Origin of the sequence: Vibrio navarrensis, assembly GCF_015767675.1 — a bacterium.
Lineage (GTDB): Bacteria > Pseudomonadota > Gammaproteobacteria > Enterobacterales > Vibrionaceae > Vibrio.
Genome location: NZ_CP065218.1, coordinates 1,152,501 through 1,174,028, shown reverse-complemented (window position 1 = coordinate 1,174,028; position 21,528 = coordinate 1,152,501). Strand labels below are relative to the sequence as shown.

Below are 21,528 nucleotides of genomic sequence, written 5' to 3'. Positions count from 1 at the left end.
AGATAAAGTCAAAGGGAATGGTTCGGCTGTGGCACAAGATAACCAAATCACAGCCATCCGAAAATAGGATAGAATGGGATGCGAAATTGCAAAAATGGGATCAAGCATGAAACTTGATGATTTGGCGCTGTTTTTAACCGTGGTGCGTTGCGGCAGTTTTGCGCTAGCAGCGAAACAGAAATCGATGTCCACCAGCACATTGAGCCGCCGTATTCAGCAACTTGAACAAGATACGGGCAGCATTTTGCTGATCCGCAACAGTAAAGAGTTGGTACTGACCAAAGAAGGTGAACAGCTATTTCACAGCTACGCCGAGCTGTTTGCTCAAATAGAGCGCAAACAAGAAGAGGTCGAGCAAGCAAAACGAGATTACCGCGGCGAAATTGCGATAAGTGCCCCCGTGTTACCTCTGCGTCACCAATTAACCCCTTTGGCGCTGGAGTTTGCCGATCTGCATCCGAATGTCACACTGCGCATGCAAGTTGGCTCAGGGCTCGACTATTTCAGCCAACGGGATCTGGATATTGCGCTGCGTTTTGGCCCACAGCCGGAGTCCGACTGGGTAGCGCGTAAACTGGCGCGTAACCCTTCCGTACTCTGTGCCAGTGCTGAACTTGCTGCCAAACTAGGCACAGTAACGCCAGCCTTAGCGCATCCCGAGCAGTTAAAAGAGCATCCCCTACTCAGTCTCAACCATAAGCTGCCGTGGATTTTTCATCACCACAGCGTTGCGCAAAAAGTGCAATTTATTCCGACGGCGCGTTTGTGCTCCGACGAACTGGATACGATAGTGCAAGCCACCTTGCAAGGCATGGGCATCGCCCGCTTACCAAGAGGATTAATGGAGCCACTCCTGCGTAGCGGTCAGCTCATCGAGCTGCTCCCCGAGTGGGAAATTGAAGGCGCAGATGTGTATCTGCTCCATCCGCAGCGCCGTTTTTTACCTGAGCGCACTCAAGCCCTGATTGATTACATCATGACGCACTGGTCACGAGTGGCATTCAGTTATTGGCATCAGCCTTAAGCAGCGCCGAACGACTGCGATGAACGATGACGCCGACAGCGCTCCGAACAATATTTGACTTCATCCCAACACTGCTGCCATTTTTTACGCCAAGCAAAAGGGCGCTGACAGACAGGACAGATTTTCTGCGCCAAATAGGCTTTTTTATGCGAAACCACGTTATACCTTGTTATTTGTTAACCGATAAATCAGCAAGGTATACGTGGTTTGGTAGGGGTGGGTTTAAAGATTTTTCCGCCGCCCTAACTCTTAAGTGACTCTTAAGCTTCGCTCAATACGATTCATCCTGTAGACACCCCAAAAAGGACTGAATCATGAAAAAAATACTTCTACTGACGACAACAGCTCTTCTTTCACTTGGCAGCGCATTCAACGCTTTGGCGGATCCGCAATGTACAAAAGAGCCGGAATCTCAATGGATTAATTTTGAGCAAGCAAAGACCCAAGTTGAAGCAATGGGTTACAAAATCAAAGTCTTTAAGAAAACCAAGACCAGTTGCTACGAGCTTTATGGCTATAACAAAGACAACAAGCGCGTAGAGATCTACTTTAACCCAACCGACATGAGTAAAGTGAAGGAAGAAATGGATGACTAATACGTTCAAATGGGACTGGGTTGTGCGAGCAACCCATTGGATGGTCGCGCTGCTTTTCTTTGCCAATTTCTTTGCTTTAGAAGAGGGGAGCGATCTGCATAAGTGGGCGGGATACCTAATCCTGCTCAGTGTCGCTATCCGGCTGCTTTGGGGACTGGTGGTGCAATCGCCGGCACGATTGAGTCGTTTCCGCCCTTCCCCATCAGCGGCAGTGTCGCACCTGAAAGAGGTGCTGAGTGAACGGCAAGATAAACACCTTGGTCACAATCCTGCGGGCGCGGTGATGATATGGCTATTGTGGGGATTGATCATCGCAACGGGAGTGAGCGGCTGGTTAATGGTTAGTGATATGTTTTGGGGTGAAGAGTGGCTGGAAGAGACGCACGAAGTGCTCGCCAATCTCACTTTCATCGCCGTTGCCGTGCATCTCTCCGCAGTAATTCTAATGAGTAAATGGAACCGAAAAAATTATATTCAGTCCATGTTGCCCTAGGAGCAATAAGTCAGTGCACTGGCGTGAAACAAGATCAGCAAAGCCCAAACTCGACAGACTTTGCTGATCAACGGCGAGAGCGCTACATGCGGATCCCACCATCAACCTCCAGCACTCGGCCAGTGATGTAGTCGTTTTCTAAAATGAATTTGACTGTGTGCGCAATTTCGCTCGCTTCGCCCATGCGCCCGACGGGGATCATTTTTTCCAAACGGGCGATGGCTTCCGGCTTCATTTGATCCGCCATGGCGGTGTGAATCACTCCCGGCGCAATCGCCGCTGCGCGAATGCCATAGCGCGCCAACTCTTTTGCCCAAGTGGTGGCCAGCGTCGCAACGGCGGCTTTTGACGCCGAATAGTTGCTTTGGCCGATATTTCCCGCGCGGGAAACACTGGAAATATTAATAATCACCCCTTTGCGGCCTGTTTCGATCATCTTCACCGCCGCTTCTCGCCCGCAGAGAAAAGTGCCCGTCAAATTGACGTTAATCACCGAATTAAACTGCTCAAGCGACATTTTACTGACTTGCCCGTCACTCACTTTGACCAGCATGCCATCACGCAAAATGCCTGCGTTGTTCACTAAGCCATCTAGCTGACCAAAATCACGCACAATGTCGTCAAACGCTTGCTCAACTTCGGCTTCATCGGTCACATTCATTTTGTAGATCAAAGCCTTGGTACCCAGCATATGGCACTGCTCTTGGGTGTGGCGCAGCCCTTCTTCATTGAGATCAAGCAGCGCCAGTTCCGCCCCTGCATGCGCTAGCGTCACCGCCATCATCTGCCCAAGCCCCTGCCCTGCGCCCGTTATCGCAATCACACTCTCTTTTAAGTTCATCTTTCCTCTCCTGGTGTTGATTAAGGCGCATCAGCGCGTTTGTTTGGCGTAAAACTGAAACAGACTGGAGAAATCCAACTCGCCGTTACCAGCAGCATTATGAAAAGCGAACAGGTTGCGCGCCAAAGCGCCCATTGGTACGGAGGAGTGACTTTGAGAGGCGGCATCCAGTCCCAAACCGAGATCTTTCACCATCAAGCGACTGGTAAAGCCGGGTTGATACTGCTTGCTCGCGGGCGCGTTTTCCATCACGCCGGGGCATGGATTGTAGAGCTCTAACGCCCAGTTGCGACCGGAGCTTTGCAGCATGATGTTGGACAGCACTTTGGGATCGAGACCGTTATCTATTCCCAAACTCAGCGCTTCACAAGTTCCAGACATCAAAATACCCAGCATCAGGTTGTTACAGATTTTCGCCATTTGCCCGTCGCCTGCACCGCCAGCGTGAAAGATATTTTTGCCCATGTGCTGAAGAATGGTTTGCGCCTTGTCAAACGCCGCTTGCGTGCCACCAACGATGAAGGTGAGCGTCCCCGCCTGCGCGCCTGCCACACCACCGGAAACTGGCGCGTCGACAAATTCCAGCCCCTGCTTTTGCGCCTCGGCGGCCACCGTTTTTGCCGATTGGGGATCGATGGTGGAGGAGTCAATCAGCAGCGTTTTTGGCGCAAGCAAAGTGAGCAGCCCAGCATTGCCTTGATGATCACCCAGATAAACCGAGCGAACGTGCTCGCCAGCAGGCAACATGGTGATCACCGTGTCTACGCCCTGCACTGCTTGCTCGATAGACTCGCACGTGGTTGCGCCCAGTTCAGCCAGTGTTGCCATCGCCGCTTGATTGAGGTCGAACACGCGCAGCGTGCAACCCGCTTTGATTAAGTTCGCCGCCATCGGCGAGCCCATATTGCCAAGACCAATAAATGCCACTTGGTTCATGTGACTCCTCCTAACTCTTTATGGTTGATTTTTCACAGGCTCAAAGGCCATGTTTGCCTAAACTGACCAACGGGTGCGCTTGCTCTGGCCACAGTGAAGTAAACAAAGCATCAATCACGCTGCTATCGACATCGGCAACATTGTTGAACAGCCAGTTTGGCTGGCCGTCTTTATCGATTAGCCTCGCTCGTACTCCTTCACGAAACTCGCCAAGTAAGCCACATTGCACTGAGACGCCAAGCTCCAAACGGAAACAGTCGGCTAATGACAGCTCGCTGTAGTGCGTCATCTGTCGGTGACAAATGTGCGCGCTAATAGCGCTGCCCTCTGCCAAGTTCTGCTTGGCGCGATCAAGCCAAGGGCTGGAAGGTAACGTCATAACAGCTTGCACCGCGCTTTGCAGCTCGTCTTGCAAGCAGGCCTGTTGAATCGCATCAAAATGCGGCATCAACTGTTGCACTGGTCGCTGGTCATCAGCCTGCTGAGCGAGATTTTCCAGTAGCTCAGTGACCACTTCGTAATGATCTTCGGCGGTAGACCACGAGGCATGCTGCAACTGTTCCAGCAAGCCATCGCGCTCTTTGGCGAGCAGCAGATGATCGGCAAAGTGGACAGACAATGCGTCACTGGCATTAACCATCACTCCAGTCAAACCGAGAAACAGCCCGATGCCCGGCTCAAGACGGTTGAGAAACCATGTCGCACCGACATCCGGGTAAAGCCCAATGCTGATTTCCGGCATCGCCAAACGCGACTCTGGTGTCACCACTTTGTGGCTGGTGCCCATGAAAAGCCCCATGCCACCGCCCATGACAATGCCTCGTCCCCAACCGATGATCGGCTTAGTGTAGGTGTGAATCAGATAGTCGCAGCGATACTCCAAGGTGAAATAATCTGTGAGAAAGCGCGAAATGGACGCCTTCGGCTCACTTTCCATCACTTGGTACATGGCGCGCACATCGCCGCCTGCACAAAACGCTTTCTCGCCCGCGCCTTCGAGAAACACGCACACTATGCTGTCGTCTTCATGCCAGCGTTCTAGCTGTTGGTTCAGTTGCTCCAACATAGGGTAAGTCAGGGCATTGAGCGATGCGGTATTGTCGAGCGTTGCGATGGCGATTTTGCACTCGCCTTCACTGCAAGGTCGCTCGGTAAAAATAACTTGGCCTGTCATAGTGCCTCCTTGGGTTTACACACTCCCCGGCGCAGCTCAGCGGTTTTTCCATACGGGTGGACGCTTTTGTAAAAATGCCTGCACGCCTTCGGTCTGATCTTCAGTATCGAACAGATCAAGAAAGTATTCGCGCTCTTTAATCAGCCCCTGAGCCAGCGGTGCAAAACGCGTTTGCTGGATGAGCTTTTTACACGCGGCCACGGCAGAAGGCGACTGATTGGCGACCGATTCAGCCATGGCAATCGCACGATTGAGCGCGTCGCCTTTAGCAACCACCTCTTCGACTAAACCAATCTGGTGCGCTTTGGCGGCGCTGAGCTGTTCGCCGCACAAAATCACCCGCTTAGCCCACCCTTCGCCCACCAAAGCGGTCAGATTTTGCGTCCCGCCCGCACAGGGCAGCAAGCCCACTTTGGCTTCAGGCAGTGCCATCACCGCTTGCTCTTCAGCAATACGAATGTCACAGGCGAGCGCCGCCTCAAGGCCACCGCCCATGGCGTATCCGTTGATGGCCGCAATCGACACGCCACGAAATGCCGACAAGGTTTCAAACGCCTGACCAAACAGGCGCGCCATTTTCAGCGCGCGCGCTTTATCGCCATCGGCAAACAGCTTGAGATCCGCGCCAGCCGAGAAAAACTTCTCCCCTTTTCCCGTTATCACTAAGGCATATACTTCATTATTGAGGTTGAGTGACTGCACGAGGGTTTTGAGCTGCTGCAAACTTTGCTCGGTCCAAGTATTGGCGGGCGGATTGTTCATCGTCACCACCGCCACATGGTGATGGAGATGAAAGCCAATCGCCGCTTCTGCCGCAGCATCCGGTGCGGCCGATTGGGGTGAATATTTTTCTGAAGTCATCACAATTCCTTAGCAAAATGGGTTGAGGTTAATGGCTTACAGAAGCTCCGCACCTTCATGCAAAAGCCGACGGGCAACAATTAACCGCATGATTTCATTGGTCCCTTCGAGAATTTGGTGCACCCGAACATCGCGAAAATGGCGCTCCAGCGGATACTCTTTGATGTAACCGTAGCCACCATAAAGTTGCAGTGCTGCGTCGCACACCTGAAAACCGACATCCGTCGCAAAGCGTTTCGCCATCGCGCAGTAAGCCGTGGCCTCTGCATCGCTGCGATCAAGTTTGCTTGCCGCATAGCGCACCAGTTGGCGCGCAGCAACAAGCTCAGTTGCCATGTCCGCGAGCTTAAATTGCAGCCCCTGAAATTGCGCCAGATTTTTGCCAAACTGCTTGCGCTCTTGCAGGTATTGCGTCGCTTGATTGAGCGCTTGCTGCGCCGTACCCAGTGAGCAGGTGGCGATGTTGATGCGCCCACCATCTAGCCCTTTCATCGCAAAAGTAAAGCCTTGCCCTTCTTCGCCAAGCAGCGCGGTGAGCGGCACTTTGACCTTATCAAAAGTGACTGAGCGGGTCGGCTGGCTGTTCCAGCCCATTTTCGGCTCTTTGCGCCCGTAGCTGATCCCTTCTGCGTTGGCTGGAATGACAAACGCAGAGATGCCTTTCGCACCCGCTTCGCCTGTGCGCGCCATCACCACCAGTACATCGGTATCGCCTGCACCCGAGATAAACGCTTTGCTCCCGCTCAACAGATAGTGATCGCCGTGCTTTTGCGCGCTCGTGGTGAGCGATGCCGCATCCGATCCGGCATTCGGTTCGGTGAGACAGTAAGAGCCCAGCCATTCCCCCGTGACCAACTTGGGGCAAAACTGCGTTTTGGCTTCATCACTGGCAAAACTGGCCACCATCCAAGTGACCATGTTGTGGATGGTCATAAAGGCAGTGGTCGAGGTGCACCCCATCGCCAACTGCTCGAAAATGATCGAAGCATCAAGGCGACTCAAACCGAGCCCACCCTGTTCTTCAGGGGTATACAGTGACAAAAAGCCAAGATCACCCGCCTCGCGCAGCACCTCTTTAGGGAAGATGTGTTCTTCATCCCACTTAGCCGCCATCGGGGCTAAACGTGCTTTCGCAAATTCACTCGCCGTATCGGCAAACGCGCGTTGTTCTTCATTCAGTTCAAAATCCATAGCGAACTCCCAGTTTGACAGGCTAAGGGTTATCTCAAGTTGATGGTCAGATTCGGACCGCTTGGAATGTCGTCATCGAACCAACGCGCGGTGACGGTTTTGGTTTCGGTGAAAAAGCGCACCGCCTGTTTGCCGTAAGCGTGCAGATCGCCGTAGAAACTGCCGCGCCAACCAGTAAAGGAGAAGAAGGGTAAAGGCACCGGGATCGGTACGTTGATCCCCACTTGCCCCACCTGAATCTCATGCTGGAACTTGCGCGCCGCCGCACCATTGGCGGTGAAAATCGAAGTGCCGTTGCCATAAGGGTTGCGGTTGATAAGCTCGATCGCCTCTTCGAGCGAGTCGGCTTCAAGGCAGACCAATACGGGGCCGAAAATCTCTTCGCGATAAATGCTCATCTCGGTATTCACGCCGCTAAACAGCGTCGGGCCAACCCAGTTGCCATTTGGCAAACCGGTAACTTGGCAGTTCCGCCCATCCAGCTCACACACGGCACCTTGGTCGATGCCCTCTTGGATCAGGCGATGCACCCGATCTTTCGCTTGGGGGCTGATCAGCGGTCCATAAGCGGCATCACTGTCGTTCCACGCGCCGGGCTGAACGCGACTCATCGCCGCTTTTAGCTCAGGAAGCCACGCTTTCGCCCCGCCCACCAGCACCGCGACCGAAATCGCCATGCAGCGCTGACCGGCTGCGCCGACCGAGGCTCCGACTAAGTTATTGATCACTTGATCTTTGTTGGCATCTGGCATCACCACCATATGGTTTTTCGCCCCAGCAAACGCTTGTACCCGTTTAAAATGCTGCGTGCCTTGCTGATAAATGTACTGCGCCACCTTCACCGAACCGACAAAAGAGATGGTTTTGATCTCTGGATGTTGCAGCAGAAAATCGACCTGCGCTTTTCGCCCGTGTACGATTTGCAATACGCCTTTCGGTGCGCCAGCCTGCGCAAACAGCTCGGCCAAACGCATGGAAGTGAGCGGCACTTGCTCGGAGGGTTTAAGGACAAACGTGTTGCCAGCGGCAATCGCCAGCGGGAACATCCACAGCGGGATCATGGCCGGAAAGTTAAACGGGGTAATGCCGCAACACACACCGAGCGGTTGGATCACCGAGTAGGTGTCGATGTCGGTCGCAACGTTTTCTACCATTTCGCCCATCATATTGCTGGCAATATTGGCCGCCTGCTCCACTACTTCGATGCCGCGCCACACATCGCCTTTCGCGTCAGCCAGCGTTTTACCTGTCTCTTGAGACAGGGTCTGCGCTAGCGAATCATGATGTTCTTTGAGCAGATGTTGATAACGTAGCATCAGACGAGCGCGCTCAGGCAGTGCGACGTGTTTCCAAGTTTGAAAAGCCTCTGCTGCGCTGGCAACCGCTTGTTGCATCTCTGCGTCGCTGGCGCAAGGCAGCGAGGCGATCACCTCATTGGTCGCAGGATTAGTGACCTCTAACCATTCGGTGGTGGCCGACTGACGAAATTCGCCATCAATCAATAAAGGAACCGGGTTTAGCATAACGTTGTCCTTGTCAGTGTTAGGCGCTGCACGCGAGTAATGGCTTTATCGTCCAGCGCATTCAGTTTCACGATGTGGGTGATTGGTCTTCAGGGTAATGGGATCTCAATGCCGATAGCGGTCGCTTCACCGCCGCCGATGCACAGTGAGGCGACACCACGCATCACTTTGGGCTGGGTGCGGTCACCATCAACGCCGAGCGCTTGCAACTGGCGCAAACTGTGGATCAGCGTGACCAGAATGCGCGCCCCGCTGGCACCGATAGGATGGCCTAAGGCGCACGCTCCGCCTTTGACGTTGACTTTTTCCATCTCCAAGCCAAGTTGTTTGACGGCGATTTGCGTCACCACGGCAAATGCTTCGTTGATCTCCCACAAATCCACTTCGTCGCTCGACCAATCGAGTTTGGAGAGCAGTTGCTCGATGGCGTAAACCGGCGCTAAAGTAAATTCGGCCGGTTTTCTCGCATGGGTGCTGTGGCCGCGAAGAATGGCGAGTGGCTCTAAGCCTTGTGAACGGGCCGATCCTTCATCCATCAACAGCAGCGCAGCGGCACCATCAGCAATGGCGCTGGCGTTAGCGGCCGTGACACTGCCGTCTTCGGCAAAGGCGGGTTTGAGTAACGGGATCTTTTCAAGTGTGATCGAACGTGGATGCTCGTCGTAATCCAGCAGCTCGCCATTTTTACCAAAGGCGAGCGGCGCCATCTCCGCGACAAACAGCTGTTGCTCTTGCGCTTCCCAAGCACGCTTGGCCGAGAGCGCTGCCCATTCATCCATCTGCTGACGGGTAAATTGCAGCTTGTCAGCGATCTGCTGCGCATAAACACCCATCAGATGGCCTTCATAGGCATCTTGCAAACCATCATAAAACATGTGATCGAACGTGGTTTGATGGCCCATACGCATGCCGCTACGCGCATTGCTCAGTAGGTACGGGGCATTGGTCATACTCTCCATTCCGCCAGCAATAACCGATCGCGCACTGCCCGCTTTGATCAGATCATGTGCCAACATCACCGCTTTCATGCCAGAACCGCACACTTTGTTGAGCGTGGTCGCGCCCACCGAAAGCGGTAGCCCGGCATTGAGCGCCGCTTGACGGGCAGGCGCTTGTCCGCAGCCTGCGGGCAGCACACAACCCATCAACACTTCATCGACGTTTTCAATTGCTTTGCTGGTGGCGCTCAGTGCTGCTTTGATCGCAAAGCCGCCCAGCTGAGGAGCAGAATACTCTTTGAGTGCGCCTTGGAACCGCCCTTGCGGGGTTCGTTTGGCCGACACTATCCATATGGCTTTTTCCATGTCTCGTTCTCTTGTGACGAAAGTGGTGACCACAAATTGATAGCGATGCGGGTAAAACTGAATACGGCGACGGACGGGCAATGCCCTGTCTAGTCATTTCAACCCGGCGATTTTTCGCCCTGTGGTTTCTTGACGTTTACGTAAGCATAGCACTAACATTTACGTAAACGTAAAGAAACAAAATAACAACAACGATAAATTTTCACCTGAACTGTAACAGGTGATTGACAGTACCGTCGTTCCTCATCGCTGAAAGTCGGACAGCTACAACCAACCGTTGGAGGAGACCAGGTGGAAACTTTTAAAATCAGTGATCTCGCGAAAGAGTTCGAGATTACCACCAGAAGTATTCGCTTTTACGAAGATATGGGATTAATACAGCCAGAGCGCAGAGGCACAGCGCGCGTTTACTCACGCCGGGACAAGATTCGTTTGAAATTGATCCTGCGCGGCAAACGTTTGGGCTTCTCTCTGGCGGAGATTCGCGAATTGTTTGAGCTTTACGATGCTCAACAAGGTGAAACACAGTTGGTGAAAATGCTCAACATCATCGATGAAAAGAAGGCGCTATTGCAGCGCCAACTTGACGACATCGGCGTGGTGATGGGTGAACTGGATGCGGCAAAAGAGCGCTGTGAACTGGCGCTCAAAGGCGCTCGCTGACGCATTTTTACCTTTCGTTCCCCTCTCCTGCACCACTCAAAACAGGAGAACACGGAGGTGTTATGAACAGCCAGTATCAGATGCTCAACTTTGGGCTTGGTGAAACATTAGAACTACTGCGTGAGCAGGTCAGCGCATTTGCCAGCGAGCATATCGCACCGATCGCCGCGCAAATTGATAAGGAAAACCAATTTCCTAATCACCTATGGCCATTGTTTGGCGAGATGGGTTTGCTGGGCGTCACAGTGGATGAAAGCGATGGCGGCGCGCAAATGGGTTATCTCGCCCACGTAATCGCGATGGAAGAGATCAGCCGCGCCTCGGCCTCGGTTGCTTTGAGTTACGGCGCGCACTCCAATTTGTGCGTCAACCAACTGTTTAGTAATGGCACAACCGAGCAGCGCAAAAAGTATCTGCCCAAATTGCTTGATGGCTCTTGGGTGGGCGCGCTGGCAATGAGTGAACCCAATGCCGGCTCGGACGTGGTCAGCATGCAGCTGAAAGCGGAGCGCCATGACGACCATTTTGTGCTCAACGGCAGCAAAATGTGGATCACTAACGGCCCGGACGCCAACGTTGTTATCGTCTACGCAAAAACTGACCCGAGCGCCAAATCCCGCGGCATCACCGCGTTTATTGTCGAGCGTGATTTCCCCGGGTTTCACCATGCGCAAAAGCTCGACAAACTCGGCATGCGCGGCTCCAACACCTGCGAGCTGGTGTTTGAAAACTGCCGCGTTCCGGCTGAGAACGTGCTGGGCGAAATCAACCGCGGCGTTGAAGTGCTGATGAGCGGGCTTGACTATGAACGGGTGGTGCTCGCGGCTGGGCCGCTCGGCATTATGCAAGCCTGTCTCGATCTGGTTTTGCCCTATGTGCACGATCGCAAACAGTTTGGTCAGGCGATTGGCGAGTTTCAGTTGGTCCAAGCCAAAGTCGCCGACATGTACACCCGCTGCAACGCGGCGCGCGCTTATGTCTATACCGTCGCGGCGGCGTGCGATCGCGGTGAAGTGACACGCAAAGATTCCGCAGGCGCCATTTTATACGCCGCCGAACTCGCCACGCAGATGGCACTGGATGCGATTCAACTGCTCGGTGGCAACGGCTACATCAACGAATTCCCGGCAGGTCGTTTGCTGCGCGATGCCAAGCTCTACGAAATTGGCGCGGGAACTTCCGAGATCCGCCGTATTCTGATTGGCCGTGAGCTGTTTGCAGAATCGCGCTAAAGAGGCAAGAAACAATGGCAGTCATTACCAGCAAAACCAAACTCGAATCGGATTTGTACCAAGCGAACTTTGCCCGCATGAGCGAACTGGTGGACCAGCTACTCACTCACCGAGAAGCATTGAAACTCGGCGCGGGAGAAAAAGCCATCGAACGCCAGCGGCAAAAAGGCAAGCTTCCGGTCCGCGAACGCGTGCAGCGCCTACTCGATGCAGACTCAACTTTTCTCGAAATCGGCCAGTTTGCCGCGTGGCAAGTGTACGATGAGGCCATCCCCTGCGCAGGTGTTGTCGCCGGAATTGGCAAAATTCACGGCATAGATTGCATGGTGATCGCCAACGATCCGGCGGTCAAAGGCGGTACTTATTATCCTCTGACCGTGAAAAAGCACCTGCGCGCGCAGCAAATTGCCGAGCGCTGCCAACTGCCTTGCGTCTATCTGGTCGACTCTGGCGGGGCAAACCTGCCCCATCAGGCGGAAGTGTTTCCTGATCGCGACCATTTTGGCCGCATTTTTTATCATCAGGCGCGCATGTCGGCAAAAGGTATCCCGCAGATAGCCGTGGTGATGGGGCTGTGTACCGCAGGCGGCGCGTACATTCCGGCGATGGCGGATGTGGCGATCATCGTCAAACAGCAAGGGACCATTTTTCTCGCGGGCCCGCCGCTGGTGAAAGCCGCGACCGGGGAAATCGTCACTGATGAAGAGCTGGGCGGCGCGGATGTGCACTGTAAAAAGTCTGGCGTGGCCGATTACTATGCACAGGACGATGCGCACGCGCTGGCGCTGGCACGTCAGGCGATTGCCAGCGCCAATCAGTCCCCTTCTCCAGTGAATCACGATGTCTTGCCGCCACGTTACGATGCCAAAGAGATGTACGGCATCGTTAACGCCGACCTGCGATTGTCATTCGATGTGCGCGAAATCATCGCCCGTTTGGTCGACGATTCAGCGTTTGATGAGTTTAAAGCGCTGTATGGCAGCTCACTGGTGTGCGGCTTTGCCCAACTTCACGGCCATCGCATTGGCATTGTTGCCAACAACGGCATTCTGTTTTCCGAATCGGCGCAAAAGGGGGCGCACTTTATTGAGCTCTGTGCCAAACGCAAGATCCCGTTGCTGTTTTTGCAAAACGTCACTGGATTTATGGTGGGGAAAAAAGTCGAAGCGGAAGGCATTGCCAAGCACGGCGCCAAGCTAGTAATGGCGGTTGCCTGTGCCGATGTACCGAAATTCACCGTGATCATTGGCGGCTCCTACGGCGCGGGCAACTACGGCATGTGTGGGCGAGCGTACGATCCGACCATGATGTGGATGTGGCCGAATGCGCGTATTTCTGTGATGGGCGGCGAACAGGCGGCGGGGGTACTGACGCAGGTGCGGCGCGAAGTCAAAGCACGTCAGCAGGAAGCTTGGCCCGATGAGGAAGCCAAAGCGTTTCGCGATTCGATTGTCGAGCTGTACGACACCCAAGGCAGCCCCTACTACGCCAGCGCAAGATTATGGGACGACGGCATTTTGGATCCGGTCGAAACCCGCGATGTACTGGGCCATGCACTGAGCGCTGCGCTGCGCGCGCCCATCCCTGAAAGTGAGTTTGGTATCTTTCGCATGTAAGCGAGCCATAGAGCTCGACCAAGGAGGCAAAGATGAACGAGCGCCAACACGATGTGCTGTGTAACGTATCCGCTCTGGGCGTGGCAAGCCTCACGCTCAACCGAGTCGAGAAACACAACGCTTTCGATGGGGTGATGATCGCCCATTTGCTTGTCGAGCTTGAACGCTTAAGCGCTGATCCGTCGGTGCGTGTATTAGTCCTGCAAGCCAACGGTCAGCATTTTTCCGCAGGTGCCGATTTGTTGTGGATGCGTTCAATGGCTGGGCAGTCAAAAGAGCACAACTATCAAGACGCGTCCGAGCTCGCGCGGCTGATGCAAACGCTCGATTGCTTCCCTCATCCCACCATTGCGCTGGTGCATGGTAGCGCTTTTGGCGGGGCGCTCGGGCTGATTTGCTGCTGCGATATCGCCATCGCCACCCAAGATGCACGCTTTTGCCTCAGCGAAGTCAAGCTTGGCCTGATCCCTGCCACCATTGGACCTTATGTATGCCGTGCCATCGGCCAGCGTCAAGCAAGGCGCTATATGCTGAGTGCGGAAACCCTTGACGCGGCCAATGCACTGCGTTTGGGGCTGCTGCATCAGGTCGTGGGTTCGCAGCCACATGCGCTGCACGAGGTACTGGATGAGCTGTTGCATCGCTTGCTGCACAATGGACCAAACGCGTTGACTCAGGCCAAACGCTTGTGTCAGCAGTGCGATAACCAGCCCATCACTCCTGAACTGATTGAACACACCATCGCCTTGATAGCCCAGATCCGCGTATCGCCAGAAGGCCAAGAAGGACTTAACGCCTTTTTCAGCAAGCGCGCGCCTGCTTGGGTGCCAAAAGATTGGTCAGCGAAAGACACCCCGTGAGGTAGCCTATGAACAGTTTGTTAGCAAAATCGGTCAAGATTGTCGAAGTCGGCGCACGTGATGGCTTGCAAAATGAAGCTCGCATCAGTACCCAGAGTAAGATCGCGCTGATAGATCAACTGTCTCGCACCGGCCTTAGGCAGATCGAATCGGGTGCGTTTGTCTCGGCCAAATGGGTACCGCAAATGGCCGACTCGGCAGAAGTATTGGCCAAAATTGAACGCCGCGCAGGAGTGGTTTATTCGGCGCTGACCCCCAACCTGCAAGGTTTTGAGCAGGCACTCGCCAGCGGCGCTGATCAAGTGGCGATTTTCACTTCCGCATCACAAGGTTTCTGCCAGCGCAACATCAACTGTTCCATTACTGAAAGCCTCAAACGCTTCGAGCCTTTGATGCAGGCAGCAAAAGCGCATCATATTCCGGTGCGAGGCTATCTCTCTTGCGTCGCTGACTGCCCTTATGACGGCGCGACGAAACCCGAGCAAGTCGCCAGTGTGGCCAGCGATCTGCTGGCGTTGGGCTGCTATGAGATTTCCCTTGGCGATACCATTGGCACTGGCACGCCGCTGCGCATTGCGCGCATGTTAGACGCCGTTAAAAAGGAAGTCTCTGTGGCACAACTAGCGGTGCATTTTCACGATACGTGGGGACAGGCACTGGCTAACCTGTATCAGGCGCTCACCATGGGCGTTGCCACCATCGACAGCAGTGTGGCAGGCCTTGGCGGCTGCCCGTATGCCAAAGGGGCAGCAGGCAACGTGGCGACCGAAGATGTGCTTTACCTCTGTCAAGGGCTCGGCATCGAGACTGGCGTCGATTTACCCGCGGTTGCCGAAGCTGGTTGGCAAATCTGTCAAGCACTTGGACGCCTTCCGACCTCCAAAGTCGCGTTAGCGTTAGCCAGTCAACGCATGAATCGCGCAGCCAAGCCCCGGCAATAAGTGACGCCTATCAAACCATCTTCGGCAACTTAAGGTAGGCCAGCACGGCTTGGTCTCGAAACAGCAAGTCTTGAGAACGATCTTGATACTCGATGCACATTTGTTCGCTATCTCCCGCGTCCGTAAGGAAAGGGTCAAGCTCGGCATTGGCGTGGCTCAACCATTTTTGCGCAATCGTCTGAGGTAGCGTCGGCAGCTGTTGCAGTATCTGTTGGGAAGCCGAAAACTGGCTGTTCATCGCCACGGCAATCATGTCGTCGTTAGCGGCAGCGAGCCAACTGGCGCCACTCTCTTTACTCACACACACTAAAGGAAAGAAGGGAGCCAACGCTGGAAAGAGTGTGTTTTTATACACATCAACCTGCCAGTACCTCTCTGCTACTTCGATAAATTTCTCAAACGAGCGGATGGGATGAAAATCGGCCTCACTGAGGCGCACAATCTCGACGCGAGGCTTGTTGGGATTGACGGTATCGTTGGAAACATCAATGTACCACTCCCCGAGCACCATGGCATTTTGAAAGTACTCATCCCGCAGAGAACCCCAGACAGGCACTAACTTCTCGCCATTTTTCAGCGCCTCACGCAGCGGCTGCAATACCTCATCGTGCTTGGTCTCCAAATGCACTAAAAGCATCTGATAGACCAGATCGCGGATCTCTTTGCAACGCCCAAGCGGATAGGGTTTGCCCGCAAAGTGGGTATATTTCGGCAAGAGGGTTAAATCGGCTTCAATTCTGATCTTGGCTAAGGCACTGCAAATTAGGGGAATTTGTTCGGCTTGCAACTGCATGTTGATTTCCTTATCTCTCAAAAGCGTTTGGCTGCTTATCCTAAAACATCTCAGCCAACAAAGCGGCTAGTAATCTTGTTTCATCAGAAAATTGTGACATCAATGATTTTTACTTTTATAGATAGCATCTATCAATAGAATAGCCACAAGCGATTTTCCAAAACGGCGTTCGGATGGGAATATACATCCCGAAGACAAAACATTCCAAACCAATAACTTAAAGGAAACTCGCAACATGATTAATACTAAAATCAAACCATTTAGCGCAACGGCATTCAAACAAGGTGAGTTCGTTGAAATCACTGAACAACACGTTCTGGGCAAATGGGCAGTATTTTTCTTCTATCCAGCAGACTTCACTTTCGTATGTCCAACCGAACTTGGCGACCTAGCGGATCACTACGCAGAGCTTCAATCACGTGGCGTTGAAGTGTACTCAGTATCGACTGACACGCACTTCACTCACAAAGCATGGCACGACAGCTCTGAGACTATCGGCAAAATCAACTACTACATGGTAGGCGACCAAACTGGCAACATCACCAACAACTTCGGTGTGATGCGTGAAGGCCAAGGTCTGGCAGACCGTGCAACCTTCCTGATTGACCCACAAGGCGTGATTCAGGCAATGGAAATCACCGCAGAAGGCATCGGCCGTGACGCAGAGGACCTGATGCGCAAAGTGAAAGCCGCACAGTACGTTGCTTCTCACCCAGGCGAAGTATGTCCAGCAAAATGGAAAGAAGGCGAGCAGACTCTGGCTCCTTCATTAGACCTCGTTGGCAAAATCTAACCAAGCCTGACCAGTAATCTTCTGATTAAGACAATCTTTTGATTACTAATGAGTTCGAGAGCGAGCTGGGTATTTGACCTGACGACCTAAATGTCCGGTTCGCTCTCCCCCCTTTTATCCAGAGTGACCACTCTCATAATTAATAAAAAAGGTATTTCGTATGCTAGACCAAGCGATCAAGCAACAACTCTCACAGTATCTAACCAACTTAAAAGAACAAGTCCGTTTAGTGGTCAGCCTAGATGAAAGCAAAGGCTCACAAGACATTTTGGCACTGGCCAATGAAATCGCGGAACTTAGCTCACTTATCAGCGTAGAGCGTGACGATACCGCGAGCGATCGCAAGCCAGTAATGACGGTGACCAACCCAACCAAAGGCACACAACTGCGTTTTGCGGGCGTGCCGATGGGGCACGAATTTACCTCTCTGGTTCTGGCGCTGCTGCACTCTGGCGGTCACCCAATCAAACTGGAGCAAGAAACGATTGAGCAAATCGCCAAACTCGGCAAAAAGCTTGACGTCGAAGTGTTCATTTCTCTGTCTTGCCAAAACTGCCCTGACGTGGTGCAAGCGTTCAACATGATGGCGGCGATCAACCCGGACATTCGCGCAACCATGATTGACGGCGCGCTGTTCCAAGATGAAGTTAAAAATCGTGACATCATGGCCGTGCCAAGTGTGTTCATTAACGGTGAACTGTTTGGCCAAGGCCGTATGACGCTGACTGAAATCCTCAACAAGCTGGATGACGGCGCAGCAGAAAAAGCAGCCGCCAGCCTCAACGAAAAAGACCCATACGATGTACTGGTCGTCGGCGGTGGCCCTGCGGGTGCAGCGGCAGCGATTTACGCCGCGCGTAAAGGCATTCGCACCGGTATCGTGGCGCAGCGTTTAGGTGGTCAGGTGATGGACACCATGGCGATCGAAAACTTCATCTCGGTGAAACACACGGAAGGTCCAAAGCTGGCGGCGAACTTGGGTGAACACCTGAAAGAGTACGGCGTGGAGATCATCACAGAGCAGCAAGCTGAGAAGCTGATGGGCGCTGAGTTCACGGCAGATGGCAAAATCCACGTCAGTCTGCAAAGCGGCGCGACACTGAAAAGTAACAGCGTCATCTTAAGCCCGGGTGCTCGCTGGCGTGAAATGAACGTTCCTGGTGAACAAGAATACCGTAACAAAGGGGTGGCTTACTGCCCGCACTGTGACGGCCCACTGTTCAAAGGCAAGAAAACCGCGGTTATCGGTGGTGGTAACTCAGGTATCGAAGCGGCGATTGACCTGGCGGGTATCGTCGAACACGTGACCGTACTGGAATTTGCTGACGTGCTGCGCGCTGACCAAGTACTGATCAACAAAGCGAACTCAATGCCAAACATCGACATCATTACCATGGCTCAGACAACCGAAGTGGTCGGTGATGGTACTCGTGTGACTGGCTTGAAATACAAAGACCGCAACACGGATGAAATTAAGCAGCTTGAGCTGTCTGGTATCTTTGTGCAAATCGGTCTGGTGCCTAACACCGAATGGCTGAAAGATTCCGCGGTTGAACTCTCTGCTCGTGGCGAGATTGAAATCGGCAGCCGCGGTGAAACGAGCATGGATGGTGTGTTTGCGGCGGGGGATGCAACCACAGTCCCTTACAAACAGATCATCATTGCGATGGGTGAAGGTGCGAAAGCAAGCTTAGGCGCTTTTGACTACCTCATCCGTAAACAAAGCTAAATCGTTCTTTATTGAACACCGTCCTTTATGACCAAAAGGTGTCGATCGCTCGACACCTTTTTTATTTCTTTCAATAGCTTGTCTTCTGATGCTTATCCGTATTTCATCTGCCAACAACGTCAAGCATTGATGTGGCAATGTTAATATATTTATGTGCGAATAGTGCAAAGATTGTTTTTAATCATCAATCGCTCAATCTTTATTCTTTTCAACGTCAACCGATACTTTGTACCTTGGGCAGTTAATGCTCATAACTTGAACTCACTTCACACAAACCAGCCAAAGCAATCGATTACATATTAACCCCGTCAATATGGCGATGGTTTTATATACAGAAATTACTTTTTATAAAAACATCAAGCGAGAAAGTCATGCTGAAAAAAACCTTACTGGCGGCAACCGTCAGCGTACTGAGCGCCTGTGGTGGTGGCTCCGGAGGCTCTGCCGATAACCCCGCCACACCGCAAAACCGCCCACCGTCAGTTGAACTGGGCCAAGATATCACCACCGAACCTTTACAACCGATCGAATTACTGGCTCAACACAGTGATCCTGATGGCGATGTACTGACATTCCAATGGAAACAAATTGAAGGCCCTGCTCTCAACCTTCAAGGCATCGACAGTGAACAACTAACCTTTGAGACACCTCAAGTGGTGGTTGATACCCGTTATGCCTTCCAATTAACCGTCACCGACCCGAAAGGGCAGAAAGCGACCGACACCGTTGCCGTCATGGTCAAATATCAGCCAGACAACAGTCAAAACCAAGCGCCCGTTCTTTATCTTGAAAAACCTTTTGCGGTGCAAGAAGAAACCCAAGAAGTGCGCTTACATGCCCGTGCCACCGATAGCGACGGCAGCATCGCCAATATCTATTGGCAGCAAGTTGGCGGACCACCAGTCACACTTTCAGATCCAACCTCATTTAACCCCACCTTTACGGTTCCCGACGTCGATGAAGACGAACTCATTCAGTTTGATGTCAAAGTGACCGACAATCTTGGCGCCAGCGCCAATTCTGGTCAGGTGATTACGGTGCACGCCAACAACGGCAACCAAAGACCCGTCGTTTCACTTGGTGACAACCTCACGGTGCAAGAAGGCACCCTGTTGACAGTAACGGCCAACGCGAGTGACAGCGACGGCACAATCACAGAGTACAGTTGGGCGCAATTATCAGGGCCAGAGGCAAGCCTGAGCAATAAAGATAGCGCTGAGGCTCAACTGACTGTCCCCGCGTATCAAACCGGGGCCGCCAATAAAATCCGCATCTCAGTGCAAGTGGTCGACGATCAACGCGGGCGCAGTGTGAGTTCGGTTGATCTCACCATTGTGCCCAAAAATGGCAGTTTCTCTTCACTCCGCTATCGTGACCCAGAAATGCAACGCTGCGTCGAAGACCTGCGAGATTTTCATCACTGGAGCGCAATCACCGACGTGGTGACTCTTGAATGCCCTATCCGGTATGAAATCAGTACCACCATGGATCTCGCCGCTTTTCCGAATCTGCGTAATATGATCATCCGCTCACCTAAACTCAGCGATTTCAATGCCAACTACACCCCTGACATTGAGCAGCTTACCCTGTATCTCAGTGCGTTGAGTCATGTCGATCTGAAACCACTGGCCGACTTACAAAGCTTGAGAATACAAAAACTCGCACAGTTGCAAAGCGTTGACTTGTCTTACAACAGCGCACTGACTCATTTAGACATTCGTGAATCAAAACTACCTGCGCTCGACTTGACCAACACAACCGCATTGGAAGCAGTCGAGATTCGCTCCACGGAATTAGCCACGCTGCAATTGGCTGACATGCCTTCTTTGCAGCGTTTAGTCTTGACGCAGAACCAGTTGTCTGAGCTCAATTTGACTAAAATGCCGGCTCTGACTGCGTTGGCCGTCAATGGTAATCAGCTCACTGAACTTGATCTTTCAGAGCTCACCGCGCTGACAACCTTCTCCGCATCCGATAACCAACTCACTGCCCTTACTTTTGCCGAGGGGCTGCCACTGAAGTATCTCATGCTGGATAAAAACCCAATCAGCACGTTAAATCTGCGTCCTTTTGTAGAGCTGGAACAACTATTGGCCAGTGACACCAAGCTGAAAGCGCTCGATTTCAGCCACAACGAGAAACTGACAACCTTGCTAGTGGAAAAGATGCCAAGTTTGACTCAGCTTACTGGCGATGTAACGCAGTTGCACAGTTTGGATATCAGTTACAGCGGCGTGACCAGTGTGGATTTTGCCGCGCTAAACAATCTAGAGATACTGGGGGCGTCCGGAATGGGCCTTAAGCAGTTTGATGCCAGTAAGCACCCTAAGTTGAAACAACTGATGTTGGCAGACAATCAACTGTCGACGCTGGATATCTCCGCTAATCCTGATCTGGTCGTGCTTGATGTAAAAGGGAACCAGCTCAAAACGCTGGATCTGACTCACAATCCTGAAACCTTTGAGCTGACCGCAAACGATAACCAGCTAGAAAACGTGACATTGCCAGAAGGCAGCCGACTCAGTTACCTCTCTTTAGCTAATAACCATTTGAAGAATGTGGATGTCGTTAAGGCGATTAACGTGTATGAAGTGGAACTAAACAATAACCCATTGACCAGCCTAGATATTGGCGAGCTGCTTCAACTGCGAGCGCTGGATATCTCCAACACGCCGATCAGCGATTTTGAGTTGGCAGTATCAAGTAGCTTCTGGTGCTTGGTGGCCGAAAATCATCAGTTCAGCACCGCGATGCAAGATAAAGTGGCGGAGTTTGCTGCGCAATCTGGGCATCTGTTTTCCACTCTGCCCCGCGGCGATCTAAACGTGGCCAATTTTTGCCATCAGCAGTCACAGTAAACGTGTTTTAGGGCTGAAACGCATTGACCATGCGCGATCAAATAAGGGAGGCTTGCGATAGGCAAGCCTCCCTTTTTTTACTAGCACAATCTGGATGAAC

General features: G+C 52.7%; 20 protein-coding genes. 11 read left to right on the top strand and 9 right to left on the bottom strand.

The features are described from left to right. The first annotated feature begins 73 nt into the window (after positions 1-73). A complete protein-coding gene (locus tag I3X05_RS21980) occupies positions 74-1,024 on the top strand; it encodes a LysR family transcriptional regulator (protein ID WP_193157857.1) in 951 nt (316 codons plus the stop codon). Here I3X05_RS21980 and I3X05_RS21975 read toward each other — a convergent pair. Then, positions 1,021-1,182 carry a DUF2256 domain-containing protein gene (locus I3X05_RS21975; protein ID WP_193157856.1) on the bottom strand — a complete coding sequence of 54 codons (162 nt, stop codon included), beginning with the start codon at positions 1,180-1,182 and terminating at the stop codon, positions 1,021-1,023. The genes I3X05_RS21980 and I3X05_RS21975 overlap by 4 nt on opposite strands. A 156-nt stretch (positions 1,183-1,338) precedes the next feature. Here I3X05_RS21975 and I3X05_RS21970 point away from each other — a divergent pair, with 156 nt between their 5' ends. Both I3X05_RS21970 and I3X05_RS21965 read left to right on the top strand, forming a co-directional pair. Further along, entirely contained in the window at positions 1,339-1,620 is a 282-nt protein-coding gene (locus tag I3X05_RS21970) for a PepSY domain-containing protein (RefSeq protein ID WP_045569468.1), read from the top strand. Then, positions 1,613-2,113 carry a cytochrome b/b6 domain-containing protein gene (locus tag I3X05_RS21965; protein ID WP_045569469.1) on the top strand — a complete coding sequence of 167 codons (501 nt, stop codon included), beginning with the start codon at positions 1,613-1,615 and terminating at the stop codon, positions 2,111-2,113. Before I3X05_RS21970 ends, I3X05_RS21965 begins: the two co-directional genes overlap by 8 nt. A gap of 82 nt (positions 2,114-2,195) precedes the next feature. Here the strand turns inward: I3X05_RS21965 and I3X05_RS21960 are convergent, their stop codons facing one another. The 7 genes from I3X05_RS21960 to I3X05_RS21930 all read right to left on the bottom strand — a co-directional run bounded on the left by I3X05_RS21960 (position 2,196) and on the right by I3X05_RS21930 (position 9,943). After that, on the bottom strand, positions 2,196-2,954 hold the full coding sequence (locus tag I3X05_RS21960; protein WP_045569470.1) for an SDR family oxidoreductase: 759 nt from the start codon (positions 2,952-2,954) through the stop codon (positions 2,196-2,198). 30 nt (positions 2,955-2,984) lie between these two features. Continuing rightward, positions 2,985-3,890, bottom strand: a complete 906-nt coding sequence (mmsB, locus tag I3X05_RS21955) for a 3-hydroxyisobutyrate dehydrogenase (protein WP_045569471.1) — start codon at positions 3,888-3,890, stop codon at positions 2,985-2,987. A gap of 40 nt (positions 3,891-3,930) precedes the next feature. After that, a complete protein-coding gene (locus tag I3X05_RS21950) occupies positions 3,931-5,064 on the bottom strand; it encodes an enoyl-CoA hydratase/isomerase family protein (RefSeq protein WP_193157855.1) in 1,134 nt (377 codons plus the stop codon). Between the two features lie 36 nt (positions 5,065-5,100). Continuing rightward, positions 5,101-5,826 (bottom strand): enoyl-CoA hydratase, encoded by a 726-nt coding sequence (locus I3X05_RS21945; RefSeq protein ID WP_337971446.1) that lies wholly within the window; start codon positions 5,824-5,826, stop codon positions 5,101-5,103. Between the two features lie 135 nt (positions 5,827-5,961). Next, on the bottom strand, positions 5,962-7,116 hold the full coding sequence (locus I3X05_RS21940; RefSeq protein ID WP_045569474.1) for an acyl-CoA dehydrogenase family protein: 1,155 nt from the start codon (positions 7,114-7,116) through the stop codon (positions 5,962-5,964). A gap of 29 nt (positions 7,117-7,145) precedes the next feature. Further along, the gene (locus I3X05_RS21935) at positions 7,146-8,639 is read right to left on the bottom strand and encodes a CoA-acylating methylmalonate-semialdehyde dehydrogenase (protein WP_045569475.1); all 1,494 of its coding nucleotides are present in this window, start codon (positions 8,637-8,639) and stop codon (positions 7,146-7,148) included. Positions 8,640-8,728: 89 nt separating this feature from the next. After that, positions 8,729-9,943: a thiolase family protein gene (locus I3X05_RS21930; RefSeq protein ID WP_045569476.1), complete on the bottom strand. Its 1,215-nt coding sequence runs from the start codon at positions 9,941-9,943 to the stop codon at positions 8,729-8,731. A 291-nt stretch (positions 9,944-10,234) separates the two neighbouring features. Between I3X05_RS21930 and I3X05_RS21925 the strand changes: the two genes are divergently transcribed. From I3X05_RS21925 to I3X05_RS21905, 5 genes are all read left to right on the top strand, one after another. After that, a complete protein-coding gene (locus I3X05_RS21925; RefSeq protein ID WP_045569477.1) occupies positions 10,235-10,606 on the top strand; it encodes a MerR family transcriptional regulator in 372 nt (123 codons plus the stop codon). Between the two features lie 62 nt (positions 10,607-10,668). Continuing rightward, positions 10,669-11,838, top strand: a complete 1,170-nt coding sequence (locus tag I3X05_RS21920) for an isovaleryl-CoA dehydrogenase (protein WP_045569478.1) — start codon at positions 10,669-10,671, stop codon at positions 11,836-11,838. A 14-nt stretch (positions 11,839-11,852) separates the two neighbouring features. Then, positions 11,853-13,454 carry a carboxyl transferase domain-containing protein gene (locus I3X05_RS21915; RefSeq protein WP_045569479.1) on the top strand — a complete coding sequence of 534 codons (1,602 nt, stop codon included), beginning with the start codon at positions 11,853-11,855 and terminating at the stop codon, positions 13,452-13,454. Positions 13,455-13,486: 32 nt separating this feature from the next. Further along, positions 13,487-14,314 carry an enoyl-CoA hydratase-related protein gene (locus I3X05_RS21910; protein ID WP_045569480.1) on the top strand — a complete coding sequence of 276 codons (828 nt, stop codon included), beginning with the start codon at positions 13,487-13,489 and terminating at the stop codon, positions 14,312-14,314. A gap of 8 nt (positions 14,315-14,322) precedes the next feature. Further along, entirely contained in the window at positions 14,323-15,255 is a 933-nt protein-coding gene (locus tag I3X05_RS21905; RefSeq protein ID WP_045569481.1) for a hydroxymethylglutaryl-CoA lyase, read from the top strand. Positions 15,256-15,265: 10 nt separating this feature from the next. On the opposite strand, the gene I3X05_RS21900 is transcribed toward I3X05_RS21905, so the two are convergent. After that, positions 15,266-16,048, bottom strand: a complete 783-nt coding sequence (locus tag I3X05_RS21900; RefSeq protein ID WP_226972440.1) for a hypothetical protein — start codon at positions 16,046-16,048, stop codon at positions 15,266-15,268. Positions 16,049-16,283: 235 nt separating this feature from the next. On the opposite strand from I3X05_RS21900, the gene ahpC reads away from it, so the two are divergent. From ahpC to I3X05_RS21885, 3 genes are all read left to right on the top strand, one after another. Then, positions 16,284-16,841, top strand: coding sequence for an alkyl hydroperoxide reductase subunit C (gene ahpC / locus I3X05_RS21895; RefSeq protein ID WP_193157854.1), 558 nt, complete (start codon positions 16,284-16,286; stop codon positions 16,839-16,841). A 160-nt stretch (positions 16,842-17,001) separates the two neighbouring features. Next, the gene (gene ahpF, locus I3X05_RS21890; RefSeq protein ID WP_045569483.1) at positions 17,002-18,570 is read left to right on the top strand and encodes an alkyl hydroperoxide reductase subunit F; all 1,569 of its coding nucleotides are present in this window, start codon (positions 17,002-17,004) and stop codon (positions 18,568-18,570) included. 371 nt (positions 18,571-18,941) lie between these two features. Continuing rightward, on the top strand, positions 18,942-21,428 hold the full coding sequence (locus tag I3X05_RS21885) for a leucine-rich repeat domain-containing protein (protein ID WP_193167140.1): 2,487 nt from the start codon (positions 18,942-18,944) through the stop codon (positions 21,426-21,428). Positions 21,429-21,528 lie beyond the last annotated feature (100 nt).

Bases quoted from the DNA above. Each gene is read 5' to 3' on its own strand.
- I3X05_RS21915 (WP_045569479.1), top strand. From the start codon at position 11,853: ATGGCAGTCATTACCAGCAAAACCAAACTCGAATCGGATTTGTACCAA.
- I3X05_RS21885 (WP_193167140.1), top strand. From the start codon at position 18,942: ATGCTGAAAAAAACCTTACTGGCGGCAACCGTCAGCGTACTGAGCGCC.
- ahpC (WP_193157854.1), top strand. From the start codon at position 16,284: ATGATTAATACTAAAATCAAACCATTTAGCGCAACGGCATTCAAACAA.
- I3X05_RS21910 (WP_045569480.1), top strand. From the start codon at position 13,487: ATGAACGAGCGCCAACACGATGTGCTGTGTAACGTATCCGCTCTGGGC.
- I3X05_RS21930 (WP_045569476.1), bottom strand. From the start codon at position 9,943: ATGGAAAAAGCCATATGGATAGTGTCGGCCAAACGAACCCCGCAAGGG.
- I3X05_RS21950 (WP_193157855.1), bottom strand. From the start codon at position 5,064: ATGACAGGCCAAGTTATTTTTACCGAGCGACCTTGCAGTGAAGGCGAG.
- I3X05_RS21905 (WP_045569481.1), top strand. From the start codon at position 14,323: ATGAACAGTTTGTTAGCAAAATCGGTCAAGATTGTCGAAGTCGGCGCA.
- I3X05_RS21900 (WP_226972440.1), bottom strand. From the start codon at position 16,048: ATGCAGTTGCAAGCCGAACAAATTCCCCTAATTTGCAGTGCCTTAGCC.
- I3X05_RS21960 (WP_045569470.1), bottom strand. From the start codon at position 2,954: ATGAACTTAAAAGAGAGTGTGATTGCGATAACGGGCGCAGGGCAGGGG.
- I3X05_RS21945 (WP_337971446.1), bottom strand. From the start codon at position 5,826: ATGAACAATCCGCCCGCCAATACTTGGACCGAGCAAAGTTTGCAGCAG.
- I3X05_RS21965 (WP_045569469.1), top strand. From the start codon at position 1,613: ATGACTAATACGTTCAAATGGGACTGGGTTGTGCGAGCAACCCATTGG.
- mmsB (WP_045569471.1), bottom strand. From the start codon at position 3,890: ATGAACCAAGTGGCATTTATTGGTCTTGGCAATATGGGCTCGCCGATG.
- I3X05_RS21935 (WP_045569475.1), bottom strand. From the start codon at position 8,639: ATGCTAAACCCGGTTCCTTTATTGATTGATGGCGAATTTCGTCAGTCG.
- I3X05_RS21970 (WP_045569468.1), top strand. From the start codon at position 1,339: ATGAAAAAAATACTTCTACTGACGACAACAGCTCTTCTTTCACTTGGC.
- I3X05_RS21980 (WP_193157857.1), top strand. From the start codon at position 74: ATGGGATGCGAAATTGCAAAAATGGGATCAAGCATGAAACTTGATGAT.
- I3X05_RS21920 (WP_045569478.1), top strand. From the start codon at position 10,669: ATGAACAGCCAGTATCAGATGCTCAACTTTGGGCTTGGTGAAACATTA.
- I3X05_RS21940 (WP_045569474.1), bottom strand. From the start codon at position 7,116: ATGGATTTTGAACTGAATGAAGAACAACGCGCGTTTGCCGATACGGCG.
- ahpF (WP_045569483.1), top strand. From the start codon at position 17,002: ATGCTAGACCAAGCGATCAAGCAACAACTCTCACAGTATCTAACCAAC.